Below are 20,758 nucleotides of genomic sequence, written 5' to 3' on the forward strand. Positions count from 1 at the left end.
CGTCAAGGGTCGGGCCGGAACCTGGGTGCATGTTCGCACCGTGCATCACCGCAACCGTTGCCGCCGCGCTCGGCGCCGCCGTCGTCGGGCTCGCGGTAGCCACCGCGGGTGGCGCATCGGCCGGCACCGTCGACGACGCCTTCATCACCGAGATCAGGGGCGCCGGCATCGGCATCGATTCCCCGCAGCAGGCGGTCATGGACGGCTACCTGGTGTGCGTGGAGCTCAACGCCGGCAACAGCGGGCCCGAGATCGCCCGCCAGGTGCTGAGCCAGACCAATCTGACCCCCACGCTGGCGGACTACTTCGTCGTCGTCGCCGCCAAGACCTACTGCCCGCAATTCGCCAAGTGACGCCGAGAAGCAAAGGACTGGCCATGAAGCCCAACCGGATCGCCACGGCCACAGTCACATTCGCGGTGCTCGCGATTGCGTTCGGTGTGGCCGCCCCGGCCCAGGCCCAGCGTGATGCGGCCTCCGAGGCCGTGTACGGCGACCCCGTCGCCGCCGGCAAGTTCTGGCACCAGCAGCAGTACGACGACTGCGTCCTGATGTCCAGCGCCGACGTCATCGGTCAGATCACCGGCGAGTCGCCCTCCGAGGCCGCCATCATCGAGAAGGCCCATTCGACTGCGAGCGTGGTTCACGGCGGCCCGATCTACACCAAGCCGGCCAACCCGGACGACCCGAATTCGGGCGACGGCGCCAGCATCGCGGATATTCCCGCGTTGCTCGCGCACTACCGGGTGGCCGCGGTGGTCATCGACAGGGACGACCGCGCAGTGAGCGGAATCCGCTCGGGCATCGCGGGGCTCAAGCAGGCGCTCGGCGGCGGCCACAAGGTGATCGCCAGCGTCAACGGCGAAATCATCTGGCACGAGCCCGTCGAGGCGAGGGACAAGAGCGGCAACCCCGTGTCCGACCACGCGGTGGTGGTGACCGGTGTCGACGTCGCCCGCGGCATCGTCCACCTCAACGACAGCGGCATCGCCGAGGGTCGCGACGAGCAGGTTCCCATCGAGCTTTTCGTCAAAGCTTGGGATACGAGCGACGAGTTGATGGTGGTCACGCTGTAGATCGCGTTGGGGTGTTACCGAATTCGCGGAGTTCGTATGACAATCAATGAACGCAACGCCGCGGAAGACGGGAGGGTGTGACGCGCGATGGTGGACAAACGCCCCGAGTTCGGTCTGCTCGGGCCGCTGGAAATGAGCGTCGACGGGGCCCTGGTTCCCCTCGGCACCCCCAAGCAGCGGGCCGTGGGGGCCATGCTGCTGATGAATCGCAACAGCCCGGTCGGCGTCGATCGGCTCATCACGGCTCTGTGGGAGGAGTCGCCGCCGTCGGGGGCGCGGGCCAGCATTCACTCCTATGTGTCCAACCTGCGCAAGCTGCTCAGCGGTGCTGGGATTGACCCGCGACTGGTGTTGGCCGCCGCGCCCCCGGGCTACCGCCTCAGCATCCCCGACAATGCTTGCGACATCGGGCGATTCATCGCCGAGAAGACCGCGGGCGTGCACGCGGCCGCCGCGTCCCGGTTCGAACAGGCCAGCAAGCATTTGTCGGCGGCGCTGGCCGAATGGCGCGGCCCGGTGCTCGAGGACCTGCGCGACTTCCAGTTCGTCGACACCTACGCCACCTCCCTCGTCGAGGAGAAGATTCTGGTGCACACGGCCAAGGCGGAGGCCGAAATCGCTTGCGGACGCGCCTTTGCCGTGATCACCGAGCTCGAGGCGCTGACCGCGGAGCACCCCTACCGCGAGCCGCTGTGGGCCCAATTGATCACGGCCTACTACCTCACCGAGCGCCAATCCGACGCGCTGGCGGCCTACCGCCGCGTGAAGGAGACGCTCGCCGACGAGCTGGGCATCGACCCGGGCCCGAACCTGCGCGCCCTCAACGAGCGGATCCTGCGCCAGGAGCCGTTGGACGTCAAGAAGATCGCCGTGACCACCGCCGCGGTCACGCAGACGGTCATGGATCAGCACACCAGGGTTTCCGAGCGCAACGCCGTCGCGCATCTGCGTGAAGTCGGCGGGCGAAGCTATCCGGTGCAGGAGGCGGCGACCCGCATCGGGCGCCTCAGCGCCAACGACATCGTGCTGGACACCCCCAAGGTCAGCCGCCACCACGCCGTCATCGTCGACACCGGCACCAGCTGGGTCATCAACGACCTGCGCTCCTCCAACGGCGTGCAGGTGCAGGGCGAGCGCATCCGCTCGGCGACCCCGCTGCAGGACGGCGACCGCATCCGCATCGGCGAGCACGAGTTCACGTTCGAGGTCAGCCAGGGGTAACGCGGGCATCAAGATTTCGTTGAGAATCCTCCAAGGGTGGGGCCCGAAGCTGAGCACACCAACGGGCCAAACCCACAGCAAAGGATCTCGACCATGTTCTCTCCCCGCATCACCGCAGTCGTCACCACGGCCATCGGCGCCGCCGCCGCCGGGCTGGCGATCGCCACCGCCGGCGCCGCCGGGGCCAGCACGGCCGACGACGCCTTCATCACGGAGATGAGGGGCCTCGGCGTCACCTTCACCTCGCCGCAGGAGGCCATCAAGGAAGGCCACCAGGTGTGCAAGGAGCTGGCCGCCGGCAAGACCGGGACGGACGTCGCCACCGAGGTGCTGAGCCAGACGAACCTCACCACCAAGCAGGCCGCCTACTTCGTCGTCGACGCGGCGCAGGCCTACTGCCCGCAGCTGTCCAGCCAACTGACCTGACAACCCGCCCACCCGAATGGGGGATCCCGATCACGGGGTCCCCCATTCTCCGTTTGATCCAAAAGTGCTGCCGCACCGATCTTTTCAAGGATTCATTGAGATTACGACAAGGCGGATATCGGAACCTTTTCTCAACCAAACCGCAATCAAGCGGAACGAGGAAAGGACAAGCAGTGAAGACCCTGAAGACCAGCAAGATCGCCAACGTCGCCAAAGCCGCCACCCTCGCGGTGGTGGCCGCAGCCGTCGCGTTGGGAGTGGCCGCACCGTCGGGCGCCGTCGCGGGCACCATGTACGGCGACCCCGCCGCCGCCGCCAAGTGGTGGCGCTACCAGAAATACGACGACTGCGTACTGATGGCGAGCGCCGACGTGATCGGTCAGGTCACCGGCAAAGAGCCCTCCGAGGAGGCCATCATCAAGATGGCCCAATCGACCCCGAGCGCCCATCATCCCGGCTCGATCTACACCAAGCCCGCCGATACCCACAACCCCAATTCGGGCAATGGCACCACCCCTGCGGACATCCCGACGTTGCTGGCCCGGTACCAAATCGGGTCTGTGGCCACTGACAAGAAGCACGCTCCGGCCGACGGCTTCCTTACCGGCATGGAGGGCCTCGAGCGCGAACTGGGTGCCGGCCACAAGGTGATCGTCGGCGTCAACGCCGAACTCATCTGGGGAGTGCCGGTCGAAGCGGCGGACGAGCTGGGGAACCCGCGCGGTGACCACGCGGTGGTGGTGATCGGCGTCGACACCGTGACCAACGTCGTCCACCTGAACGACAGCGGCATCCACGCGGGTCGCGACTCGAAGATTCCGATGGCGCTCTTCCTCAAGGCGTGGGACGCCAGCGGCGAGACGATGGTCGTCACCAACCCCGCCAGCGATAACTGAGTGCCTGCTGCGACCGGCCGGCCAGATCGGAACGGATTGATATGGTCGGCGGGTCGCGGTTGTTGGGAGGATCGATGAGCGGGGCGCCGGGCTCGCGGGTGGGGACGATGTTCGGACCCTACGAACTCAAGCGGGCCCTCGGCCACGGCGGAATGGGCGAGGTCTACGAGGCCGAACACACCGTCAAAGGGTGGACCGTCGCGCTCAAGCTGATGTCGGAATCGGTCAGCAGCGACCCCGTGTTCCGCGAGCGGATGCGCCGCGAGGCCCGCATCACCGGCCGTTTGCAGGAACCCCACGTGGTGCCCATCCACGACTACGGCGAGATCGATGGGCAAATGTATTTGGAGATGCGCCTCATCGAGGGCACCGATCTCGGGACTTTGCTCAAGCAGTTCGGGTCGCTGTCGCCGCCCCGCGCGGTCGCCATCATCACCCAGATCGCCTCGGCGCTGGACGCGGCGCACGCCGCCGAGGTGACGCACCGCGACGTCAAGCCGCCCAACATCCTGGTCACCCGCGACGACTTCGCCTACCTCGTCGACTTCGGCATCGCCAGCGCCAAGACCGACGAGAAGCTGACCCAGCTCGGCACCGCGGTGGGCACGTGGAAATACATGGCGCCCGAACGGTTTTCGAACGACGAGGTGGACTACCGCGCCGACATCTACTCGCTGGCGTGCGTGTTGTTCGAATGCCTGACCGGGTCGCCGCCCTACCAATCCGACAGCGCCGGGGTGCTGGTCTCCGCCCACATGCTGGAGCCCATCCCCCAGCCCAGCGCCAAGCGTTCGGGCATCCCGCGGGCCTTCGACGGGGTGATCGCGCGCGGCATGGCCAAGAAGCCCGAAGACCGCTACCGCAGCGCCGGCGACCTGGCGCGGGCCGCCCACGACGCGCTCACCAACCCCGACCAGACGCAGGCGGTCAACATCCTGCGCCACGGCGAGGAGTCCACGCTGCCGGGACTCAAGGGACCCCAAGGCGTCGTTCGGCCCGCGCCGCCGCAGCGCCCGGCTCCCGACAGCGGACCCATCCCGCGCGCGGCCCCACCCGCGCCCAATCGTGCGGCGCACCAACCCCAGTGGGCCGGTCCGCCGCCGCAGTTCGCCGGCCCGCCCCCCTTCGGCTATGGGCATCCGCCGGCGCCGTCGCGCAAACGCAACCCGTGGCCCATCGTCGCCGGCGCGGCCGCCGCCGTCGTCGTCCTGGTGGCCGCGGCGATCGGCATCTCGATGGCCGTCGGGCACGACGACAACGAGACCCCCAACGCGGCCACCACCACGACCGCGACCACGACGACCAAGAGGACGACCACCCACACCACCCCGGCGCCGACGTCCACCGCGCCGCCCGCCGCCGCGAGCAAGCTGCTGGGCCTGCTGCCCGCGGGCTACCCACCCGGCACGTGCACGCCAGACCCCCAACCGATGGCGGGTGCGATCGTGTCCGTCTCGTGCGGGCCAAACACCGACCCCAACGGCCCCACGATCTCGTCCTACGCGCTGTTCCCGGACCTGCAAACGGTGCAGGAGGCGTTCACCGAATTCACCGGAACCGACACGATCGTCAAGTGCCCGGGCGACAAGGCCTCGCCCGGCACCTGGTGGCACAACAAGGACCCGAACACCATCCTCGGTCAAATCGCCTGCGGCCACTACAAGGGCGATCAGCCGAAGGTGCTGTGGACGAACCAGCAGACCCTGGTGTTCGCGGTTGTCGGCGGCGATACCCAGGGGCCGAACCTCGATCAGCTGTACAAGTGGTGGGCCGCGCACTCGTAGTGACGCTTGACTGGGACCACAACGCGTATTACCAACGGCTGCTGCTGAACCAGCTGCCGCCGCGGTGCGGACGGGTGCTCGACGTCGGTTGCGGCGCGGGAGCATTCGCGGCGCGCCTGGCCGAGCGAGCCGACCACGTGGACGCGGTCGACAAGTCGGCGGCGATGGTCGAGGCGGCCCGGCGCCGCGCCCCGGCCAATGTCGCCCCATCCTCGCCGACGTGCTGGAAATGCCCTTGCCGGCGGATCATTACGACGCGATCGTGTCGATCACCGCGTTGCACCACCTGCCCCTCGACGAGGCGCTTCGGCACCTGGCGCCGGCACTGCGCCCGGGCGGCGTGCTGGCCGCGGTGGTCCTGCCGCGAACCGATCTGCCCCGCGAGGCGCCCACCGAAGTCGTTGCGGCGGTGGCCGATCGGGCGCTGGGCGCGCTCTTCGCCGCGCTGCGGGCGTCCGGCTTCGGCGGCTGGTACCGGTTGGACCCGGTCAACGAGGCGATGCCGAAGGTCCTCGATGCGCCGCTGACCACCCGCGAAGCCCGCGCGGTCGCGGCCGCCACCCTGCCCGGGGCCCGCGTGCGCCGGCTGCTGTTTTGGCGTTACCTCCTCCGATGGGACTGTCGGCGGCTACCGTCGTGATTGCTGAGCCGGGTGCTCGCGGTTGGCCGCTGGGGTCGGCGGGTGTTGGTATGGTCGGCGGGTCCGGGGTTGGTTTGGAGGGTCAGGGATGAGCGACGCGCAGGCCTCACGGGTGGGCTCGATGTTCGGGCCGTATCACCTGAAACGGCTGCTGGGCCGCGGTGGGATGGGCGAGGTCTACGAGGCCGAGCACACCGTCAAGGAGTGGACGGTCGCCGTCAAGCTGATGTCCGACACGTTCAGCAAGGACCCGGTGTTTCGCGAGCGGATGAAGCGCGAAGCCCGCATCGCCGGCCGTTTGCAGGAACCGCACGTGGTGCCCATCCACGACTACGGCGAGATCGACGGCCAGATGTACATGGAGATGCGGCTGATCGAGGGCGTCGACCTGGACACCCTGCTCAAGCGGTTCGGCCCGCTGACCCCGCCGCGCGCGGTGGCCATCATCACCCAGATCGCCTCCGCCCTGGACGCCGCCCACGCCGCCGGGGTGATGCACCGTGACGTCAAGCCGCCCAACATCCTGGTCACCCGAGACGACTTCGCCTACCTCGTCGACTTCGGCATCGCCAGCGCGACCACCGACGAAAAGCTGACCCAGCTCGGCACCGCGGTGGGCACCTGGAAATACATGGCGCCGGAACGGTTTTCGAACGACGAGGTCACCTACCGCGCCGACATCTACGCGCTGGCCTGTGTGCTGCACGAGGCGCTGACCGGATCGCCGCCCTACCGCGCCGACAGCGCCGGCACCCTGGTCCACGCGCACCTGTTGGACCCCATCCCGAAGCCGAGCGACGTTCGCTCGGGCATCCCCAAGGCGTTCGACGCGGTGATCGCGCGCGGCATGGCCAAGAAGCCCGAAGACCGTTACGCCAGCGCGGGCGACCTGGCCCTGGCCGCGCACGAGGCCCTCAGCGACCCGGACCAAGACCACGCCAACAACATCGTGCGTCGCAGCCAGGAAGCCACGCTGCCGGCCACCGCCGAGGCCAGCACCGCGGACGTCCCCGGCCCCACGGTGGCAGCCCCGCCCGTGACCCCGCCCCAGCCACAACAGGTGACCACCCCGCCGCCGGCGCCCGCCCAGGGCTATCCCGCGTCCGGTCCCATTCCACAGGCCGCCCAGACGCCGCCGCCGTGGGCCCCCGAAAGCGGGCCCATTCCCGGAGCGAACCAAGCCACCCCGCCGTACTACCAGGGCGGCAGCGGCAGCTGGGGCGGCCCGCCGCCGCAGTTCACCGGGCCGGCGTCCTCGTCGTGGAATCAGCCGCCCGCCAAGCCCAAACGCAACCCGTGGCCGATCGTCGCCGCCGTCGCGGTCGTGGTCGTCCTGGCCGTCGGTGGGGTCGGGGCGTGGCTGATCCTGAAGCCCAAGCCGGCGCCGCCGCCCCCGGAACCGGTATCGCCCGACCGGCTCAGCGCCCTGCTGCTGGATCCGTCGGGGATCAACAGCATCATGGGCTCCTCGGAGATGACGCCCGGCAAGCCCATCACGTCGATGGACACCTCAACGGTGACGCTGTCGCTGCCGAACTGCCTGGGGGCGCTCTACACCAGCCAGGACCCGGTGTACGCGGGGACCGGCTACACGGGTGTGAGCGGGCTGGTGTCCTCGGAATCCGGCGACAACTACGACCACTGGGTCAACCAGGCCACCATCGCATTCCCGTCCGCCGACAAGGCGAAGGCGTTCGTCCAGGCGTCGTCCGACAAGTGGAAGGGCTGCGCCGGCAAGACGGTCACGGTGACGAACAAGAGCAAGCAATACCGGTGGACGTTCGCCCAACTCAACGGCAGCCCGCCGAAGATCACCATCATGGACACCCAGGAAGGCGCCGACGGCTGGGAGTGCCAGCGCGCGATGGGTGTGGCCAACAACGTCGTCGTCGACGTCAACGCCTGCGGTTACCACATCACCGATCAGGGCGGGCAGATCACCGACAAGATCCTCGCCAAGGTCGGCAACGAATAGCCAAGGCGCACCGCGGTTTACGACTGCAGGTCGGGGCCCTCGGCGCGCAGGTCGTCGACCGCCGACATGGCGTCGCGCAGCTTGGCCAGCCACTCCTCGGTGTGCTCGCCGACCAGCTTGACCGTCCACGCGAGCGCGTCGGCGCGCGACCGCGCGACGCCGGCGTCGACCAGTGTGTCGAGCACCTGACGCTCGGGTTGCTTCAGGCGCGTCATCACCGGTACGGCGATGTGGGTGAACAGGATTCGCTCGGTGCCCGTTTTGGTACCGACTTCGACGCCCCAGGAAACCTTGCGCCCGTAGCGATCCTGCGCCTCGTCGGCGATGCGCATGCGCTCCGAACGGGTCTCTTCGCGGAACCGTGACACGCGGCCTTCCGCGCGGGCCTCGCTCTCTTCCTCGCCGGAGCCCGCGGGCTCGGGCAGCTTGCCGATGACGGTGATCTCCTCGCGGTCGACGATGACGGTGGGGTCGCCGTCGAACCAGGTTTCCGGTAGGCGTCCGGCGAACCATTCCGCCGCGCCGCTCGCGTCGGGCTGCTGGGCCTGCTGCCAGCCGCCCGGGCGGCCGTAGCGCCGCCCGTGGGTGTGGTGGGTCTTCATGATTACATGATTACACCGTTACACATGTAACGGAATGACGTTCACCGGGGGCGAACGCCGGCGGGGCGGGCGCCGGGTCCTTCTGATGGGAGAAAAACCGTTGATATGGGCTGTTCGGAGTTGTATTTTTGGTAGCGAAGCAGGCCCGGAAGCGACCGATTCGAAGCGCTGGGAAACGGGGTAGGAAACCAGCCGCGTACGACCTAAGCGTCAAACGCCCCCTAGAGTCGCCCGGGCCTGCCTATGCGTCGCCGCGGCGGACCCGGAAAAGTTTCACCTCGTTCTTGATGCCCTTGAGGCGGCGCGCACCGGCGAACGAACCCTGCAGGTTCCCGTTGTGACCGGTCGCGTTGAGGGCCTCCCAGACCGAATCGGCGACCAGCACGGTGCCCGGTCGCGCCACGGCGGCGACCCGGCTTGCCACGTTGACCGGGCTGCCGAACCAGTCGCCGGCCCGGCTGACCGCCATGCCGGAGGCCACCCCCGCCCGCAGCCGGGGGAAGTCGTTGTCGGTGTCGACGGCCTCGACGAGCTTGAGCACGACGTCCAGGATGGGCAGCGGCTCGGGGCAGACGAACATGGCCGCGTCGCCGATCGTCTTGACGAACCGCACCGGCGGGACGGTCACGTCCCGGGCGAGGTGGGCCAGCCGGTTGGCCAGCTGCCCCAGCTCCTCGGCCGACACGACTTCGCCGATCCGGGTGAAGCCGACAAGGTCGGCGAAGGCGACGGTGATCTGGCGCGCGCCGGGAAGCGGCTTGCCCGCGGCCCGTTCGGCGGCGTTGACGGCCTCGGTCTCCATCATGTGCCGCAGCTGCATGAACAGCATGTGCTGGATCATCGGGCCGAGGATCGGCTCGATCTCGCTGACCAAAGCCTTTGACGCCTGGGCGATTTCCAGCTCGGTGGCGCCCGGCCGCATGATCGTCGAAAGGGCGGCGTACCGCATCACCTCGGCGGCGCGGGACAGGCCCTCGGCGAGCACCCGGACCACGAGGACCAGTTGCTCGGGATCCAGGCCCAGCTCGACGAAGCGCTGGGTGAAGGCGGCGGCCTCGCCGTCGGCGCGCATGTGCACGGCCGCGTCGGGGTCGTCGACCCGCACCAGCCCGATGGCGCGCTGCACCTGTTGCAGCAGCGCCAGGTCGACGCCGTAGGTCTCGCTGATCTCCCGGGTGGAGACGTAGGTCCCGTCGTCGCCGATCAGGTGGCGGGTGGCCAGCAGCAGGGGCGGGTTGGTGCTTCGGATCTCCTCGCGCGTGATGCCCTGGTCCAGCAGCCACCGCACGAGTTCCGCCCGCTCGGCGCGCGCGGCGCCCTCGAGCCCCTCCAGCAGATCGTCGATGTTCTCCTCGGCGGCGTCGGGCATTCGGCCTCCCCTATGACACCGGCGGGCGCCGGTGGGCCCATGGCCTGGCGGCCTCGATCTGCGCCGACAGCGACAGCAGCGTTGCCTCGTCGTACGGCCGGCCGACCAGCTGCACGGCGATCGGCAACCCGTGGCCGTCGAGGTCCCACGGCACGGCCGCGGCGGGCTGACCGGTCAGGTTCCAGATCGGGAAATAGGGAACCTGCTGCGCCACCAGCAGCAGCGTCGAGATGCCGCCGCGGCGCCGGTAGGCGCCCACCCGCGGGGGCCCCGTCGCGTTGCCCGGCGTGACGACGACGTCGACGTCGTCGAAGATCGCCTGGATCCGGCGGCCCACCGCGGGCTCCGCGGCGCGGATCGCGTCCATCCTGCGGTCCGAGAACAGCGCGCCGGCGCGCGCCAGGCTGCGGGTGCGGGCTTCGAGGCGTTCGGGGTGCGCCTGGGCGTCCGCGTCGTCGCTGATGCCGCGCAGGAAGCGGGGCAGGTAATTGGTCAGCACCGCGGCCGGCGGGTACTCGGGGTCGCGGGTGACGACGTCGTGCCCCAGCTCGCGCAGCAACGCACCCGCCTCGTGCACGGCGGCCAGCTGCGCCTTGCCGACGCGGACGGGGACCGGCATTGGGCCCTTGGTGCTCAACGCAATTCGCAGCCGGCCGGGGTGGCGGGCGGCGGCGGCGACGAACTCGCCCTCCGGACCCGGGATGGTTGACGTCGCGTCCAGGAACGTCGCGGCGTCGCGCACCGATCGGGCGATCGGGCCGTTGACGCTCAGCCCGTGCCACGCGTTGTCGTGCGGCTCCAGCGACACCCGGTCGCGCTGCGGCTTCACGCCGAACAACCCGCACCACGACGACGGGATGCGAATCGACCCACCGCCGTCGGATCCCAGCGCCAGCGGCGCCAACCCGGCGGCCACCGCGGCCGCGCTGCCGCCGCTGCTGCCACCCGGGGTGCGCCTGAGGTCCCACGGGTTGCGGGTGGCCCCGAAGGTCAGCGACTCGGTGAACGGAAAGATCATCAGCTCGGGCACATTGGTCTTGCCGATGACGACCGCGCCCGCGGCGCGCAGCCGCCGCACCGCCTCCGCGTCGGACGTCACCGCGGGGCGGTGCCCGCCGCTGCCGCACGCCGTCACCTCGCCCGCGACGTCGACGTCGTCCTTGATCGCGATCGGCACCCCGAGCAGCGGCAGCCGCTCCCCCGCGTCGAGGCGCTCCTGCGCCACCGCCGCCTCGTACCGCGCGGTGTCGGCAAGCACTACGCGATAGCAGCGCAACTCGCTGTCCAGCCGCGCGATCCGGTCCAGATAGATTTCGAGCAATTCCGGCGCGGTCAGTTCGCCGTCGGCCAGCATCCGGGCCTGTTCGGCCGCGCCGGCAAAGGCCACCTCGCGAGCGTCCACCGCCGCAGCGTATCCGGCGATCAGTACCGTGGGCGACATGTCCTGCGTGTTCTGTGCGATCGTCGCCGGCGATGCCCCGGCCCACCGGATCTACGAAGACGACGGGTACCTGGCGATCCTCGACATCCGACCGTTCACCCGCGGCCACACGCTGGTGATCCCCAAACGGCACACCGTCGACCTGACCGACACCCCGCCGCAGACCCTCGCCGACATGGCCACCATCGGCCAGCGGGTCGCGCGCGCCGCGCGGACAACGGAGTTGGCCGACGCGACGAACATCGCGATCAACGACGGCCGCCCCGCCTTCCAGACGGTGATGCACATCCACCTGCACGTGCTGCCGCGGCGTAACGGCGACAAGCTGTCGTTCGCCAAGGGGATGCTCTTGCGGCGCGACCCGGAACGGGAGGCCACCGCACAGATCTTGCGGGACGCGATGGCCCGGATCGACGCGAGTCAGACAGACTGAGCTCATGAGCAATCTGACCCCGCTAGAACAATTCGTGCTTATCCCGTTCCTGCGCCTGCACGACACGATCTACCGCAAGACCGACGGCAGGATCGGCCACCAGATACCGGGGATGCCGCCCAGCCTGCTGCTCCATACCGTCGGCGCGAAGACCGGCCAGCAGCGCACCACCACGCTGACCTACGCCAAGGACGGCGACTCGTACGTGATCGTCGCGTCCAAGGGCGGCGACGACCACAACCCCGGGTGGTATCACAACCTGCTGAAGCGTCCCGACTGCGAGATCAACGTCGGCGCCAAGCGCATCGGCGTGACCGCACGGAAAGTCGGCCCCGACGACCCCGACTATGCGCGACTGTGGGAGCTGGTCAACAGAAACAACAGCAACCGCTACAGCGGCTATCAGACCCGGACGTCACGGCCTATCCCCGTCTTCTTATTGACCCCGCGGTGAATATCGCGGCGTCCGCCCGCATAGCCCCGCGGCGGTTTATTCTCCTGTAGCGCGCGACGAAGCGCGGGATCGGCTGGAGCGGGTATGACACGCTGGACGGGAAATCCGTGGCGGCGGTTCGGGCTGTCCCGGCGCATGGGCTGGCTCCTCGTCGCTGTTTACGGCACGGCGGCGGTGCTGGTTGTCGCCTCGTCGGTGAATAGATGGCGCGGCGCGTACGGGACCCGGCCAGTGGACGAAACCGTGTTCGCGCTGTGCCTGCTGGTGACGGCCGCATCTGCCGGCTACGCGGCCCGCTTCTCTACCGGGCGCCGCAGAGTCGGATGGCTGGCGCTGGTGGTCGGCCTGCTCGGCTGGGCCGCGGGTGAGGTCCTGTGGTCGGTGTACGAGGTGCGTCCGGATATCGAGCACGCCACCCATCCCGCCGCCGCGGAGGCCGTGTTCACTTTGTACCCGCTCGGCGCGATGGTCTCCTTGGCGCTGCTGTCGCATCTATCCCGCCACAGCCCCCGGCGCCTGGTGCTGGACGGCCTCATCGTGGCGACCTCGCTGTTCGTCATCTCGTGGGTGTTCGTCCTCGACCAACAACTACGCGAGAACACCGGCTCGCGGCTTGCGACACTCATCGAGGTCTTCGCCGACATCGTTCTGCTGACGACGGCAATCCTGATGCTGTCCCGGATCCGCTCCAACGACCTGCCGAGCCGGGGCTTGCTGGCGGCCGGCATCGCGACCATCACCACTGCAGACATCGCGATGGTTTTCCAAACCGGAGTGGGCAGCTATCACCTGGGCGACCTGACCGATCTGGGGCGGGTCGCCGGATTCGCACTGCTCTCGCTGGCGGGCCTGGCCAGCGTGCACGAGACAGCCACGGACCCGGCACGGACCGAGATCATGTCGCCCGCCCTGCTCTGGCTGCCCTACCTGCCGCTCATGCTTGCCGCCGCCGTCGGCCTGGGTCAGGCGGTGAACCTGATGGCGCACGGGCCGATGCTGGCCGCACTGGGGATCCTGGTCGCCGCGGTGCTCGCCCGGCAGTTCATCGTGTTGGTGGAAAACCAGGGCCTGCTGTCCGAAGTCGCGCGGGAAGCGTTCCGCGACAGCCTGACCGGGCTGGCCAACCGCGCACACTTCTTGCATCGCCTGGAACAGGCCGTCGCGCGGCAACGCCTCGAGGGTGGGCCGATCGCGGTGCTGTGCCTCGACCTCGACAACTTCAAGTCGGTCAACGACGCCCTCGGGCATCCGGCCGGCGACGAGCTCCTCGTCCGGGTGGCCGGCCGGCTCACCGCCGCGCTGGAGGATGCCGGCACCCTGGTGGCGCGCCTCGGCGGCGACGAGTTCGCCGTCCTCATCGAGGCCTCGGTCGAGGAATCGCAGGCGGCCGCGGATCGCGTGCTCGAGGCGTTCGGCACCCCGATCGTGATCGACGGCGTTCCCATCGAGGTCAGGCCCAGCATCGGCTACACGGTCGCCACGGCGGCGTCGAATTGCACCGTGGACCAGCTCCTCCAGTACGCCGACTTGGCCATGTATGCCGCCAAACGCGAAGGCGGACAGTGCATTCGGGGATTCGTGCCGGACCTGCCGTTCCCCTATGCGTTCCCCCAGTTGGCCGAGTCGGCGGAGCCCACGCCGCCGAGCGTCGACCGGGTAACCACCGGCGCGTTCGGTAGGGAGACGAGGCTGGCACGGTCGCTGGCGCCGATCGCCGAGGCCGCGACGGCACCTCGGGGCCGACCGCACGACGTCCCCGACGGTGTGCGGTGGCCCCCCATGTCGATCCGGATCGCCTTGGCGGCGTTGGGGATTGGTGTGGCCACCTTCGCCGTGACGAGCGTGGTGGCTCCCGATGTCGCACGCAACGCGTTCTTCGCCAAATGCCTGTACCCCACCCTGAACCTGGCGGCCGCGGCGCTGATCGCCGTTCGCGCCTACCGCGTTACGGCCGATCGCCTCGCCTGGGCCTTGATCGCGACCGGCATGGCCGTGTCGGCCGCGGGTGACATCGTCTACGCCGCATGGGTTCCCGACGGCCAGTCCCCGTCGGCCGCCGATCCGGAGTATCTGGCGTTCTACCCGCTCCTCTATGCCGGGCTGCTATTGCTGATGCGATCGCGGCTGAAGGTGGTGCCGCTTCCGATCCGGCTCGATGCCCTGGTGTGCGCGCTCGCCGCGGCCGCGGTGGGCGTGGCGCTCCGGGCGGGGCCCATGCACGCAGCCGCGATCCGCGCGCCGGCGGCCGTGCTCGTGGGCCTCGTCTATCCGTGGGGCGACTTGGTCCTGTTGGCCCTGACCGCCGGCATGCTGCCAATCCTAGGCTGGCGCAAGGGATTCCGCTGGGCCCTGCTCGTCGTTGGATTCGTCGCCTTTGCCGTCGCTGACACGGCGTACCTTTTCGAGACAGCAGAGGGCAGTTACCGGGTCGGCACCACGCTGGACGCCCTCTGGCCCGCGGCGTCGCTACTGGTGGCCATCGCCAGCTGGGCGCCGTGGTCGTCGACGCCGCCCGCACCGCGACGCGGGCTCGGTTACTACGCAGTGCCACTGGCGTGCACCCTGGTGGCGCTCGGCGTCGTCGTGAGTCACAACTCAAGGCTGGCAACGACCCTCGCCGCGTTGAGCCTGGTCGCGGTCGCCGCGCGGCTCTCGGCGACCTTCCGCGACGTCAGCATGCTGGCCGAAAACCACAAGCAGGCGATGACCGACGAACTGACCGGCCTGCCCAATCGGCGGTCGCTGGCGACCGCGTTGACCGGGCTGCCCGACTCGGCGCCGGTCGGACCGCTGTCCGCGCCCGGGACGCCGTCGCGGCGGGCCTTGTTGCTGTTGCACCTCTACGAGTTCGACGAGATCAACGACTCAGTCGGCCAGCATTTCGGCGATGAGCTGTTGCGCGACGTTGCGCACCGGCTCGCGCGGTGCGTGCGTCGCGAAGACCTGCTGGCGCGGGTGGGCGAGGACGAGTTCGCGCTCCTGCTCGGCGAGGGGTCCGACCTCATCGCCGCGCGCGCCCAGGCGGGCCGGTTGCTCGAGGCGCTGAGCGAACCGTTCGCGCTCGACCCGATCACCGTGCAGGTCGATGCCCGCATCGCCATCGCGCTCTGCCCCGACCACTGCGATCATCCGCAGGAGCTGCTCAGCCGCGCGGAGATCGCGATCCCGCACGCGAAATCGGCCGTCAGCAGGATCGCGGTCTATGACTCGGCATACGAGATGTACCGCGACAACGACCCCAACCTCGTCGAGGAACTGCGCGTCGCGCTGCTGGACGACGACCAGCTGACGGTGCACTACCAGCCAAAGATCAACGCGAGCGACGGCAGTGTTCACAGCGTCGAGGCGCTGCTGCGCTGGCGGCATCCCAGCCGCGGGTTGCTGCTCCCGGACGAATTCCTGAACGCCGCCGAACGCGGCGGCCTGATGCGTCAGGTGGCCAACCGCGCAATCGACATCGCACTGGAGCAGGTCCGGTCGTGGCGCGACCAGGGCATGCCCCTGACGGTCGCGGTGAACCTGTCCACCACCAACCTGCTCGACCTGGACCTGGTGAGCACGATCGAGCGACTGCTGCACACGCATGCACTGCCCCCCGACGCCCTCATCGTCGAGATCACCGAGAGCGCGCTGGTCGACTCGGCACGCTCACGCAACACCGTCGCCGCGCTGCAGCGCCTCGGCGTGCGGATCTCGCTCGACGACTACGGCACGGGGTGGTCGTCGCTGGCGCGGTTGCAGGACGTCTCGGTCGACGAGCTGAAACTCGACCGGATCTTCGTGGCGCGGCTGGCCCAGGACCCGCGATCGGTTGCGATCGTGCGGTCGACGGTGGCCCTGGCCCGCAGCCTGGGCGCCGACCTGGTGGCCGAGGGCGTCGAAGACGAGGTGACCCTGCGCGCGGTGCGGCGATACGGCTGCACCATCACCCAGGGCTTCGTGCACAGCCCGCCGTTGCCGGCGAACGACTTGCGCGACTGGATCGCCGAGCACGCGCCCAGTACTACGTCTCAGGCGGGTGTGACCGACTAGAACAGCTCCTTGGCGAGCAGCTCCAGCGTCGCGACCCGCGCGGGCGCGGTCGCGGGATCGGTGCCGAGGTGGGCCGACGCGACCGGATGCACCATCACCTCGTCAACGCCGAATCGGTCGGCCAGCGCGCGCACCTGCTCGGCGGCCTCCTCCGGCGTGCCGAGGACGGCCCGCTTGAGTCCGCTCTCCACGATGCGCTGCTGCTCGGGGCCGAGCTGTGCCACCTCGGCCTCCTCGACCAGCGGCACCGGCCCGAGCGGCTGGCCGGTGCGCAGCCGCGCCATCATCTGCAGGTTGGGCAGCATCAAAGCCGTTGCCTCGTCGCGGGTTTCGGCCACCGCGGCGTTGACCGTCAAGAACGTCACCGGCTCGGGCGTCAGCGCGCTCGGCTTGAATCGCGAGCGGTACACCTCGAGCGCCTCCTCGGTGCCCTGGCCCGAGAAGTGATGCGCGAACACGTACGGCAGCCCTTTGGCCGCGGCCAGGTGCGCCGAGTACATCGACGAGCCCAGCAGCCACAGCCGCGGTTCGCTCGCGGCCGCCGGGGTAGCCTTCAGCCGATAGTCCCCCGACCGCAGGGGCACCACCACGCCGCGCGCGCTCATCAGCGCGGCCACGTCGTCGAGGTAGTCGGGGAAGCGCTCGATGTCTTCATCGCCGCGGCTGCCGCGCAGCGCGTACGACGTTACCGGGTCGGAGCCGGGCGCGCGCCCGATGCCCAGGTCGATGCGGCCGGGCGCGGCCGCCTCCAGCAGGGCGAACTGCTCGGCGACCGCCAGCGGCGCGTGGTTGGGCAGCATCACGCCGCCCGAGCCGAGGCGGACCTGCGTGGTCTGCGCGGCCAGGTAGGCGATCAGGACCGGCGGGCTGGTGGCGCCCACGGACGGCATGTTGTGGTGTTCGGCGACCCAGTAGCGGGTGAAGCCGAGCCGGTCGGCGGCCTGCGCCAGCTGCACGGTGGCCGCGAGCGCGTCGCCGGTCGTCTGGTCGCTGCGGACCGGCACGAGGTCAAGGACGGAAAGTCGCACGATGGCGTCAACGCCATTTTGCCTGCGAACGTTCCCGCGTTTGCGCGTGCACTCAGGGCTTTCGGTGTGTACCCAGGGCGGGATTCCACCGGCGATTTTCGCGCCCAGGATTCACACGCGAAACGGGACGCGGCTAGTAGTCCTTCAGCGTGAGGGAGTTGACGATGCGGTCGAACACCTCCTGCGGGATGGGCGCGCCGCCCGGGATGTTGTCGATCACCAGCCACTGGTTGCGCTTGACGTAGTCGTGGAACTCGGCGTGATAGGTGGCGAAGCCCTTTTCATAGTCGCCACCGGCCGCGCCGAGCTCGCCGGCCAGGATGTAAGCGCCCAGCAGCGCCACGCTGGTCCCCTGCCCCGACAGCGGGGAACAGCAGTAGCCCGCGTCGCCGACCAGCGCCACCCGGCCCTTCGACCAGCGATCCATCTTGATCTGCGACATCTCGTCGAAGTAGAAGTCCGGCGCGCTGCGCATGTACTGCAGCAGCTGCGGGCGGACCCAGCCGTCGTCGGCCATCCGCCGCTCCAGCTCGGCGAACACCGCCTCGGTGTCGCGGTAGTCGATCCGCAGGTCGGCCTCCATGAAGCCGACCATGGCCCGGGCCTCGGTGTTGTTGCGCGCGCTGTAGACGCCGACCATGGTGGCCTCGCCGTAATGCCAGGTCTGCCAGTAGTCCAGGTCGAGGAAGTTCGGCACGGTGAAGATCGCCGCGTAGGTGCCCAGCCGCTCGACGAATTGCGCCTCCGGGCCGAAGACCAGCCGGCGCACGTTGGAATGCAATCCGTCGGCGCCGATCACCAGGTCGAAGCTGCGGCCCGCGGCGCGCTCGAAGGTCACCTTGACGGCGGTGCCGTCATCCTCCAGCGCGGTGATGCTGTCGTCGAAGATGTATTCGGTGTCCAATTTTGTTGCGTCATAGAGCAATTCGACGAGGTCGTCGCGCAGCAGCTCGATGTCGGGCATATAATGGCGACCGCCGGTGGGCGTCGATGCGATGTCCTCGGACAGCTCGTTGCCGTCGCGGTCGACGACGGACGCCCCGCGGATCCTGGTCCGCGCGTGGTCGGCGGCCGCCCGCAACATCATCCGTTCCAGCACCGTCAGCGCCGGACCGCGCACGTCGATCGCCTGGCCGCCCGGCCGCAGGCCGGGATGCCGTTCCACCACGGTGACCGAATAGCCTTGGCGGGCAAGCCAATACGCCGCCGTCATACCGGCCACGCTCGCACCGGAAACCAGAATGTCGGTCACGTGATTCCTGCCAACCTCTTTGCGTCCACGAAGATGTCGTCCAGCATTACCGGAGTCAACCTACCGGTGAACATATTCTGCTGGCTGGGGTGGTAGCAGCCGAGCAATCGCACGCCGGATTCCAGTTCCGCCACGACGCCGTGGCCGAACCTCGGCTTGCGCAGCCCGGACAGGCCGGGCAGTCGCAGCGCGATCTGCCAGGCGAACCCGCCCAGGGCCACGATCACGCGGACGTCGTCGGAAACCAGCCGCCACTCGGCCTGAAGCCACGGCCAGCAGGTGTCCCGCTCCGCCGGCGTCGGCGCGTTGGCCGGCGGCGCGCAGCGCACCGGCGCGGCGATCCGAATCCCGTTGGCGCGCAACCCGTCGGCGGCGTCCACGCTGGTGGGCTGGTTGACCAGACCCGCCCGGTGCAGCGCCGCGTACAACTGGTCCCCGGAGCGGTCGCCGGTGAACATCCGTCCGGTCCGGTTGGCGCCGTGCGCGGCGGGCGCCAACCCCACGATCAGCAGCCAGGGCCGCTCCGATCCCCAGCCCGGCACCGGCCGCCCCCAATAGGGCTGGTCGGCGAAGGCCCGGCGCTTGATGACGGCGACCTCCTCGCGCCAGGTGACCAGCCGCGGGCAGGCCCGGCAGACGCTGATCGCGGCGTCCAGTTCCGCGATCGAACCGGCCTGGGCCGCCAGCGCGGCAACCTGGGTCGGGTCGGCGGCCACCGGCGTATGCGGTGTCGCCGGATCACCCGGCCATCCGGCGCCGGGCGGAACCGGGGAACCGAACGCCTGGCCGGTCTTGGGGTGGGCGAGCACATGAACATCCTGCATTAGCCGCAAAAAATCGGTCGCCGCCAATGCCGCGTTGGCGCTAGATTCAGCCGCGATATCCCATGAAAAGCGGCGGCCCGACGTTCCTCATCCTGTTCGCCACGCTGATGGCGACTGCGGGTACCGGCATCTCGATAGTCGCGTTCCCGTGGCTGGCGTTGCAGCACCACGACAGCGCCAAGGACGCGTCGATCGTCGCCGCCTGCATGACGCTGCCCCTGGTGGCGTCCACGCTGGTCGCCGGCACCGCGGTCGACTACTTCGGGCGCCGCCGGGTCTCGCTGGTCTCCGATTCGCTGTCCTGCGCGGCGGTGGCCGCCGTGCCGCTGACCGCCTGGTTTTTCGGCGCCGCCGCGATCAACCTGGTCGAGCTGGCCGTGCTGGCGTTCCTCGCCGCCGCTTTCGATCCCGCCGGCACGACGGCGCGCCAGTCGATGCTGCCGGAGGCCGCCGCCCGCGCGGGCTGGTCGCTGGACCGCACCAACAGCATCTACGAGGCGATTCTCAACCTCGCATACATCGTGGGCCCTGGCATCGGCGGCCTGATGATCGCCACGGTGGGCGGCATCAACACGATGTGGGTGACCGCGGGGTTGTTCGGGCTGTCCTTCCTGGCCGTTGCGGTGCTGCGGCTCGAGGGCGCTGGCAGGCCACACCAGGCCACCCGACCCGAGGGGTTGGTGTCCGGCATCGCCGAGGGCCTGCGATTCGTCTGGAACCTGCGGGTGTTGCGCACGCTGGGCCTGATCGACCTGGTCGTGACCGCGCTATACCTGCCGATGGAAAGCGTGCTGTTTCCCAAGTACTTTTCCGACCACCATCAACCGGCCCAGCTGGGTTGGGCGCTGATGGCCCTCGGGGTCGGGGGCGTGGCGGGCGCGCTCGGCTACGCCGCGCTGTCGAAACACACCCGGCGACGCACGGCGGTGCTGACCGCGACCCTCACCTTCGGCGCGGCGACGGTCGGCATCGCGTTCCTGCCGCCGCTCCCGGTGATCCTGGTGCTCTGCGGGATCACCGGCCTGGTCTACGGGCCGATCCAGCCGATCTACAACTACGTGATGCAAACCCGGGCCCCGCAGCATCTGCGCGGCCGGGTGGTGGGCGTGATGACGGGCCTGATGTACGCCGCCGGGCCGCTGGGATTGCTGGTGGCGGGTCCGCTCGCCGACGCCGCCGGGCTGCGGACGACGTTCCTGGCGTTGGCGGTGCCGATCCTGCTGGTCGGCCTGGTCGCCTGCGGTCTGCCGTCGCTGCGGGAATTGGACCGCGCGCCGGAGTTGGCGGCCGATCCCTCGCCGTAGGA

17 protein-coding genes and 1 pseudogene are annotated in these 20,758 nt (G+C 69.5%); 12 read left to right on the plus strand and 6 right to left on the minus strand.

Annotated features, from left to right (window positions below):
- Nucleotides 1–29 precede the first annotated feature (29 nt).
- The 8 genes and pseudogenes from AC5Y4S_RS10575 to AC5Y4S_RS10610 all read left to right on the plus strand — a co-directional run bounded on the left by AC5Y4S_RS10575 (nt 30) and on the right by AC5Y4S_RS10610 (nt 8,017).
- Nucleotides 30–353: a DUF732 domain-containing protein gene (locus AC5Y4S_RS10575; protein ID WP_500032537.1), complete on the plus strand. Its 324-nt coding sequence runs from the start codon at nt 30–32 to the stop codon at nt 351–353.
- A gap of 23 nt (nt 354–376) precedes the next feature.
- Complete coding sequence (locus AC5Y4S_RS10580; protein ID WP_500032538.1) at nt 377–1,075, plus strand: cysteine peptidase family C39 domain-containing protein; 699 nt, start codon at nt 377–379, stop codon at nt 1,073–1,075.
- Nucleotides 1,076–1,162: 87 nt separating this feature from the next.
- On the plus strand, nt 1,163–2,296 hold the full coding sequence (locus AC5Y4S_RS10585; RefSeq protein WP_500032539.1) for a BTAD domain-containing putative transcriptional regulator: 1,134 nt from the start codon (nt 1,163–1,165) through the stop codon (nt 2,294–2,296).
- Nucleotides 2,297–2,389: 93 nt separating this feature from the next.
- Nucleotides 2,390–2,722, plus strand: a complete 333-nt coding sequence (locus AC5Y4S_RS10590; RefSeq protein ID WP_500032540.1) for a DUF732 domain-containing protein — start codon at nt 2,390–2,392, stop codon at nt 2,720–2,722.
- Between the two features lie 182 nt (nt 2,723–2,904).
- The gene (locus AC5Y4S_RS10595; protein WP_500033287.1) at nt 2,905–3,618 is read left to right on the plus strand and encodes a C39 family peptidase; all 714 of its coding nucleotides are present in this window, start codon (nt 2,905–2,907) and stop codon (nt 3,616–3,618) included.
- 74 nt (nt 3,619–3,692) lie between these two features.
- Nucleotides 3,693–5,402, plus strand: coding sequence for a serine/threonine-protein kinase (locus tag AC5Y4S_RS10600; RefSeq protein WP_500032541.1), 1,710 nt, complete (start codon nt 3,693–3,695; stop codon nt 5,400–5,402).
- Nucleotides 5,403–5,476: 74 nt separating this feature from the next.
- Nucleotides 5,477–6,042: pseudogene (locus tag AC5Y4S_RS10605) on the plus strand (class I SAM-dependent methyltransferase).
- 88 nt (nt 6,043–6,130) lie between these two features.
- Nucleotides 6,131–8,017 carry a serine/threonine-protein kinase PknH/PknJ gene (locus AC5Y4S_RS10610; RefSeq protein WP_500032542.1) on the plus strand — a complete coding sequence of 629 codons (1,887 nt, stop codon included), beginning with the start codon at nt 6,131–6,133 and terminating at the stop codon, nt 8,015–8,017.
- A gap of 17 nt (nt 8,018–8,034) precedes the next feature.
- Here the strand turns inward: AC5Y4S_RS10610 and abmR are convergent, their stop codons facing one another.
- The 3 genes from abmR to AC5Y4S_RS10625 all read right to left on the minus strand — a co-directional run bounded on the left by abmR (nt 8,035) and on the right by AC5Y4S_RS10625 (nt 11,390).
- A complete protein-coding gene (abmR, locus tag AC5Y4S_RS10615; protein ID WP_500032543.1) occupies nt 8,035–8,619 on the minus strand; it encodes an ATP-binding transcription factor AbmR in 585 nt (194 codons plus the stop codon).
- A 241-nt stretch (nt 8,620–8,860) separates the two neighbouring features.
- The gene (locus tag AC5Y4S_RS10620) at nt 8,861–9,988 is read right to left on the minus strand and encodes an adenylate/guanylate cyclase domain-containing protein (RefSeq protein ID WP_500032544.1); all 1,128 of its coding nucleotides are present in this window, start codon (nt 9,986–9,988) and stop codon (nt 8,861–8,863) included.
- 10 nt (nt 9,989–9,998) lie between these two features.
- Nucleotides 9,999–11,390, minus strand: coding sequence for an amidase (locus AC5Y4S_RS10625; protein WP_500032545.1), 1,392 nt, complete (start codon nt 11,388–11,390; stop codon nt 9,999–10,001).
- 37 nt (nt 11,391–11,427) lie between these two features.
- Here AC5Y4S_RS10625 and AC5Y4S_RS10630 point away from each other — a divergent pair, with 37 nt between their 5' ends.
- From AC5Y4S_RS10630 to AC5Y4S_RS10640, 3 genes are all read left to right on the plus strand, one after another.
- Entirely contained in the window at nt 11,428–11,862 is a 435-nt protein-coding gene (locus AC5Y4S_RS10630) for an HIT family protein (protein ID WP_500032546.1), read from the plus strand.
- A 4-nt stretch (nt 11,863–11,866) separates the two neighbouring features.
- The gene (locus tag AC5Y4S_RS10635; RefSeq protein WP_500032547.1) at nt 11,867–12,316 is read left to right on the plus strand and encodes a nitroreductase family deazaflavin-dependent oxidoreductase; all 450 of its coding nucleotides are present in this window, start codon (nt 11,867–11,869) and stop codon (nt 12,314–12,316) included.
- A 135-nt stretch (nt 12,317–12,451) separates the two neighbouring features.
- Entirely contained in the window at nt 12,452–16,348 is a 3,897-nt protein-coding gene (locus AC5Y4S_RS10640; protein WP_500033288.1) for a diguanylate cyclase domain-containing protein, read from the plus strand.
- Here AC5Y4S_RS10640 and AC5Y4S_RS10645 read toward each other — a convergent pair.
- The 3 genes from AC5Y4S_RS10645 to AC5Y4S_RS10655 form a co-directional block, all read right to left on the minus strand.
- Nucleotides 16,345–17,376, minus strand: coding sequence for an LLM class flavin-dependent oxidoreductase (locus AC5Y4S_RS10645; protein WP_500032548.1), 1,032 nt, complete (start codon nt 17,374–17,376; stop codon nt 16,345–16,347). The two genes, AC5Y4S_RS10640 and AC5Y4S_RS10645, sit on opposite strands and share 4 nt — an antisense overlap.
- Before the next feature lie 133 nt (nt 17,377–17,509).
- Nucleotides 17,510–18,628 (minus strand): FAD-binding protein, encoded by a 1,119-nt coding sequence (locus tag AC5Y4S_RS10650; RefSeq protein ID WP_500032549.1) that lies wholly within the window; start codon nt 18,626–18,628, stop codon nt 17,510–17,512.
- A complete protein-coding gene (locus tag AC5Y4S_RS10655; protein ID WP_500032550.1) occupies nt 18,625–19,452 on the minus strand; it encodes a uracil-DNA glycosylase in 828 nt (275 codons plus the stop codon). Before AC5Y4S_RS10655 ends, AC5Y4S_RS10650 begins: the two co-directional genes overlap by 4 nt.
- 62 nt (nt 19,453–19,514) lie before the next feature.
- Here AC5Y4S_RS10655 and tap point away from each other — a divergent pair, with 62 nt between their 5' ends.
- Nucleotides 19,515–20,756, plus strand: coding sequence for a multidrug efflux MFS transporter Tap (tap, locus tag AC5Y4S_RS10660; protein ID WP_500032551.1), 1,242 nt, complete (start codon nt 19,515–19,517; stop codon nt 20,754–20,756).
- The last annotated feature ends 2 nt before the right edge of the window (nt 20,757–20,758 follow it).

The organism is Mycobacterium sp. NGS64, assembly GCF_059812245.1.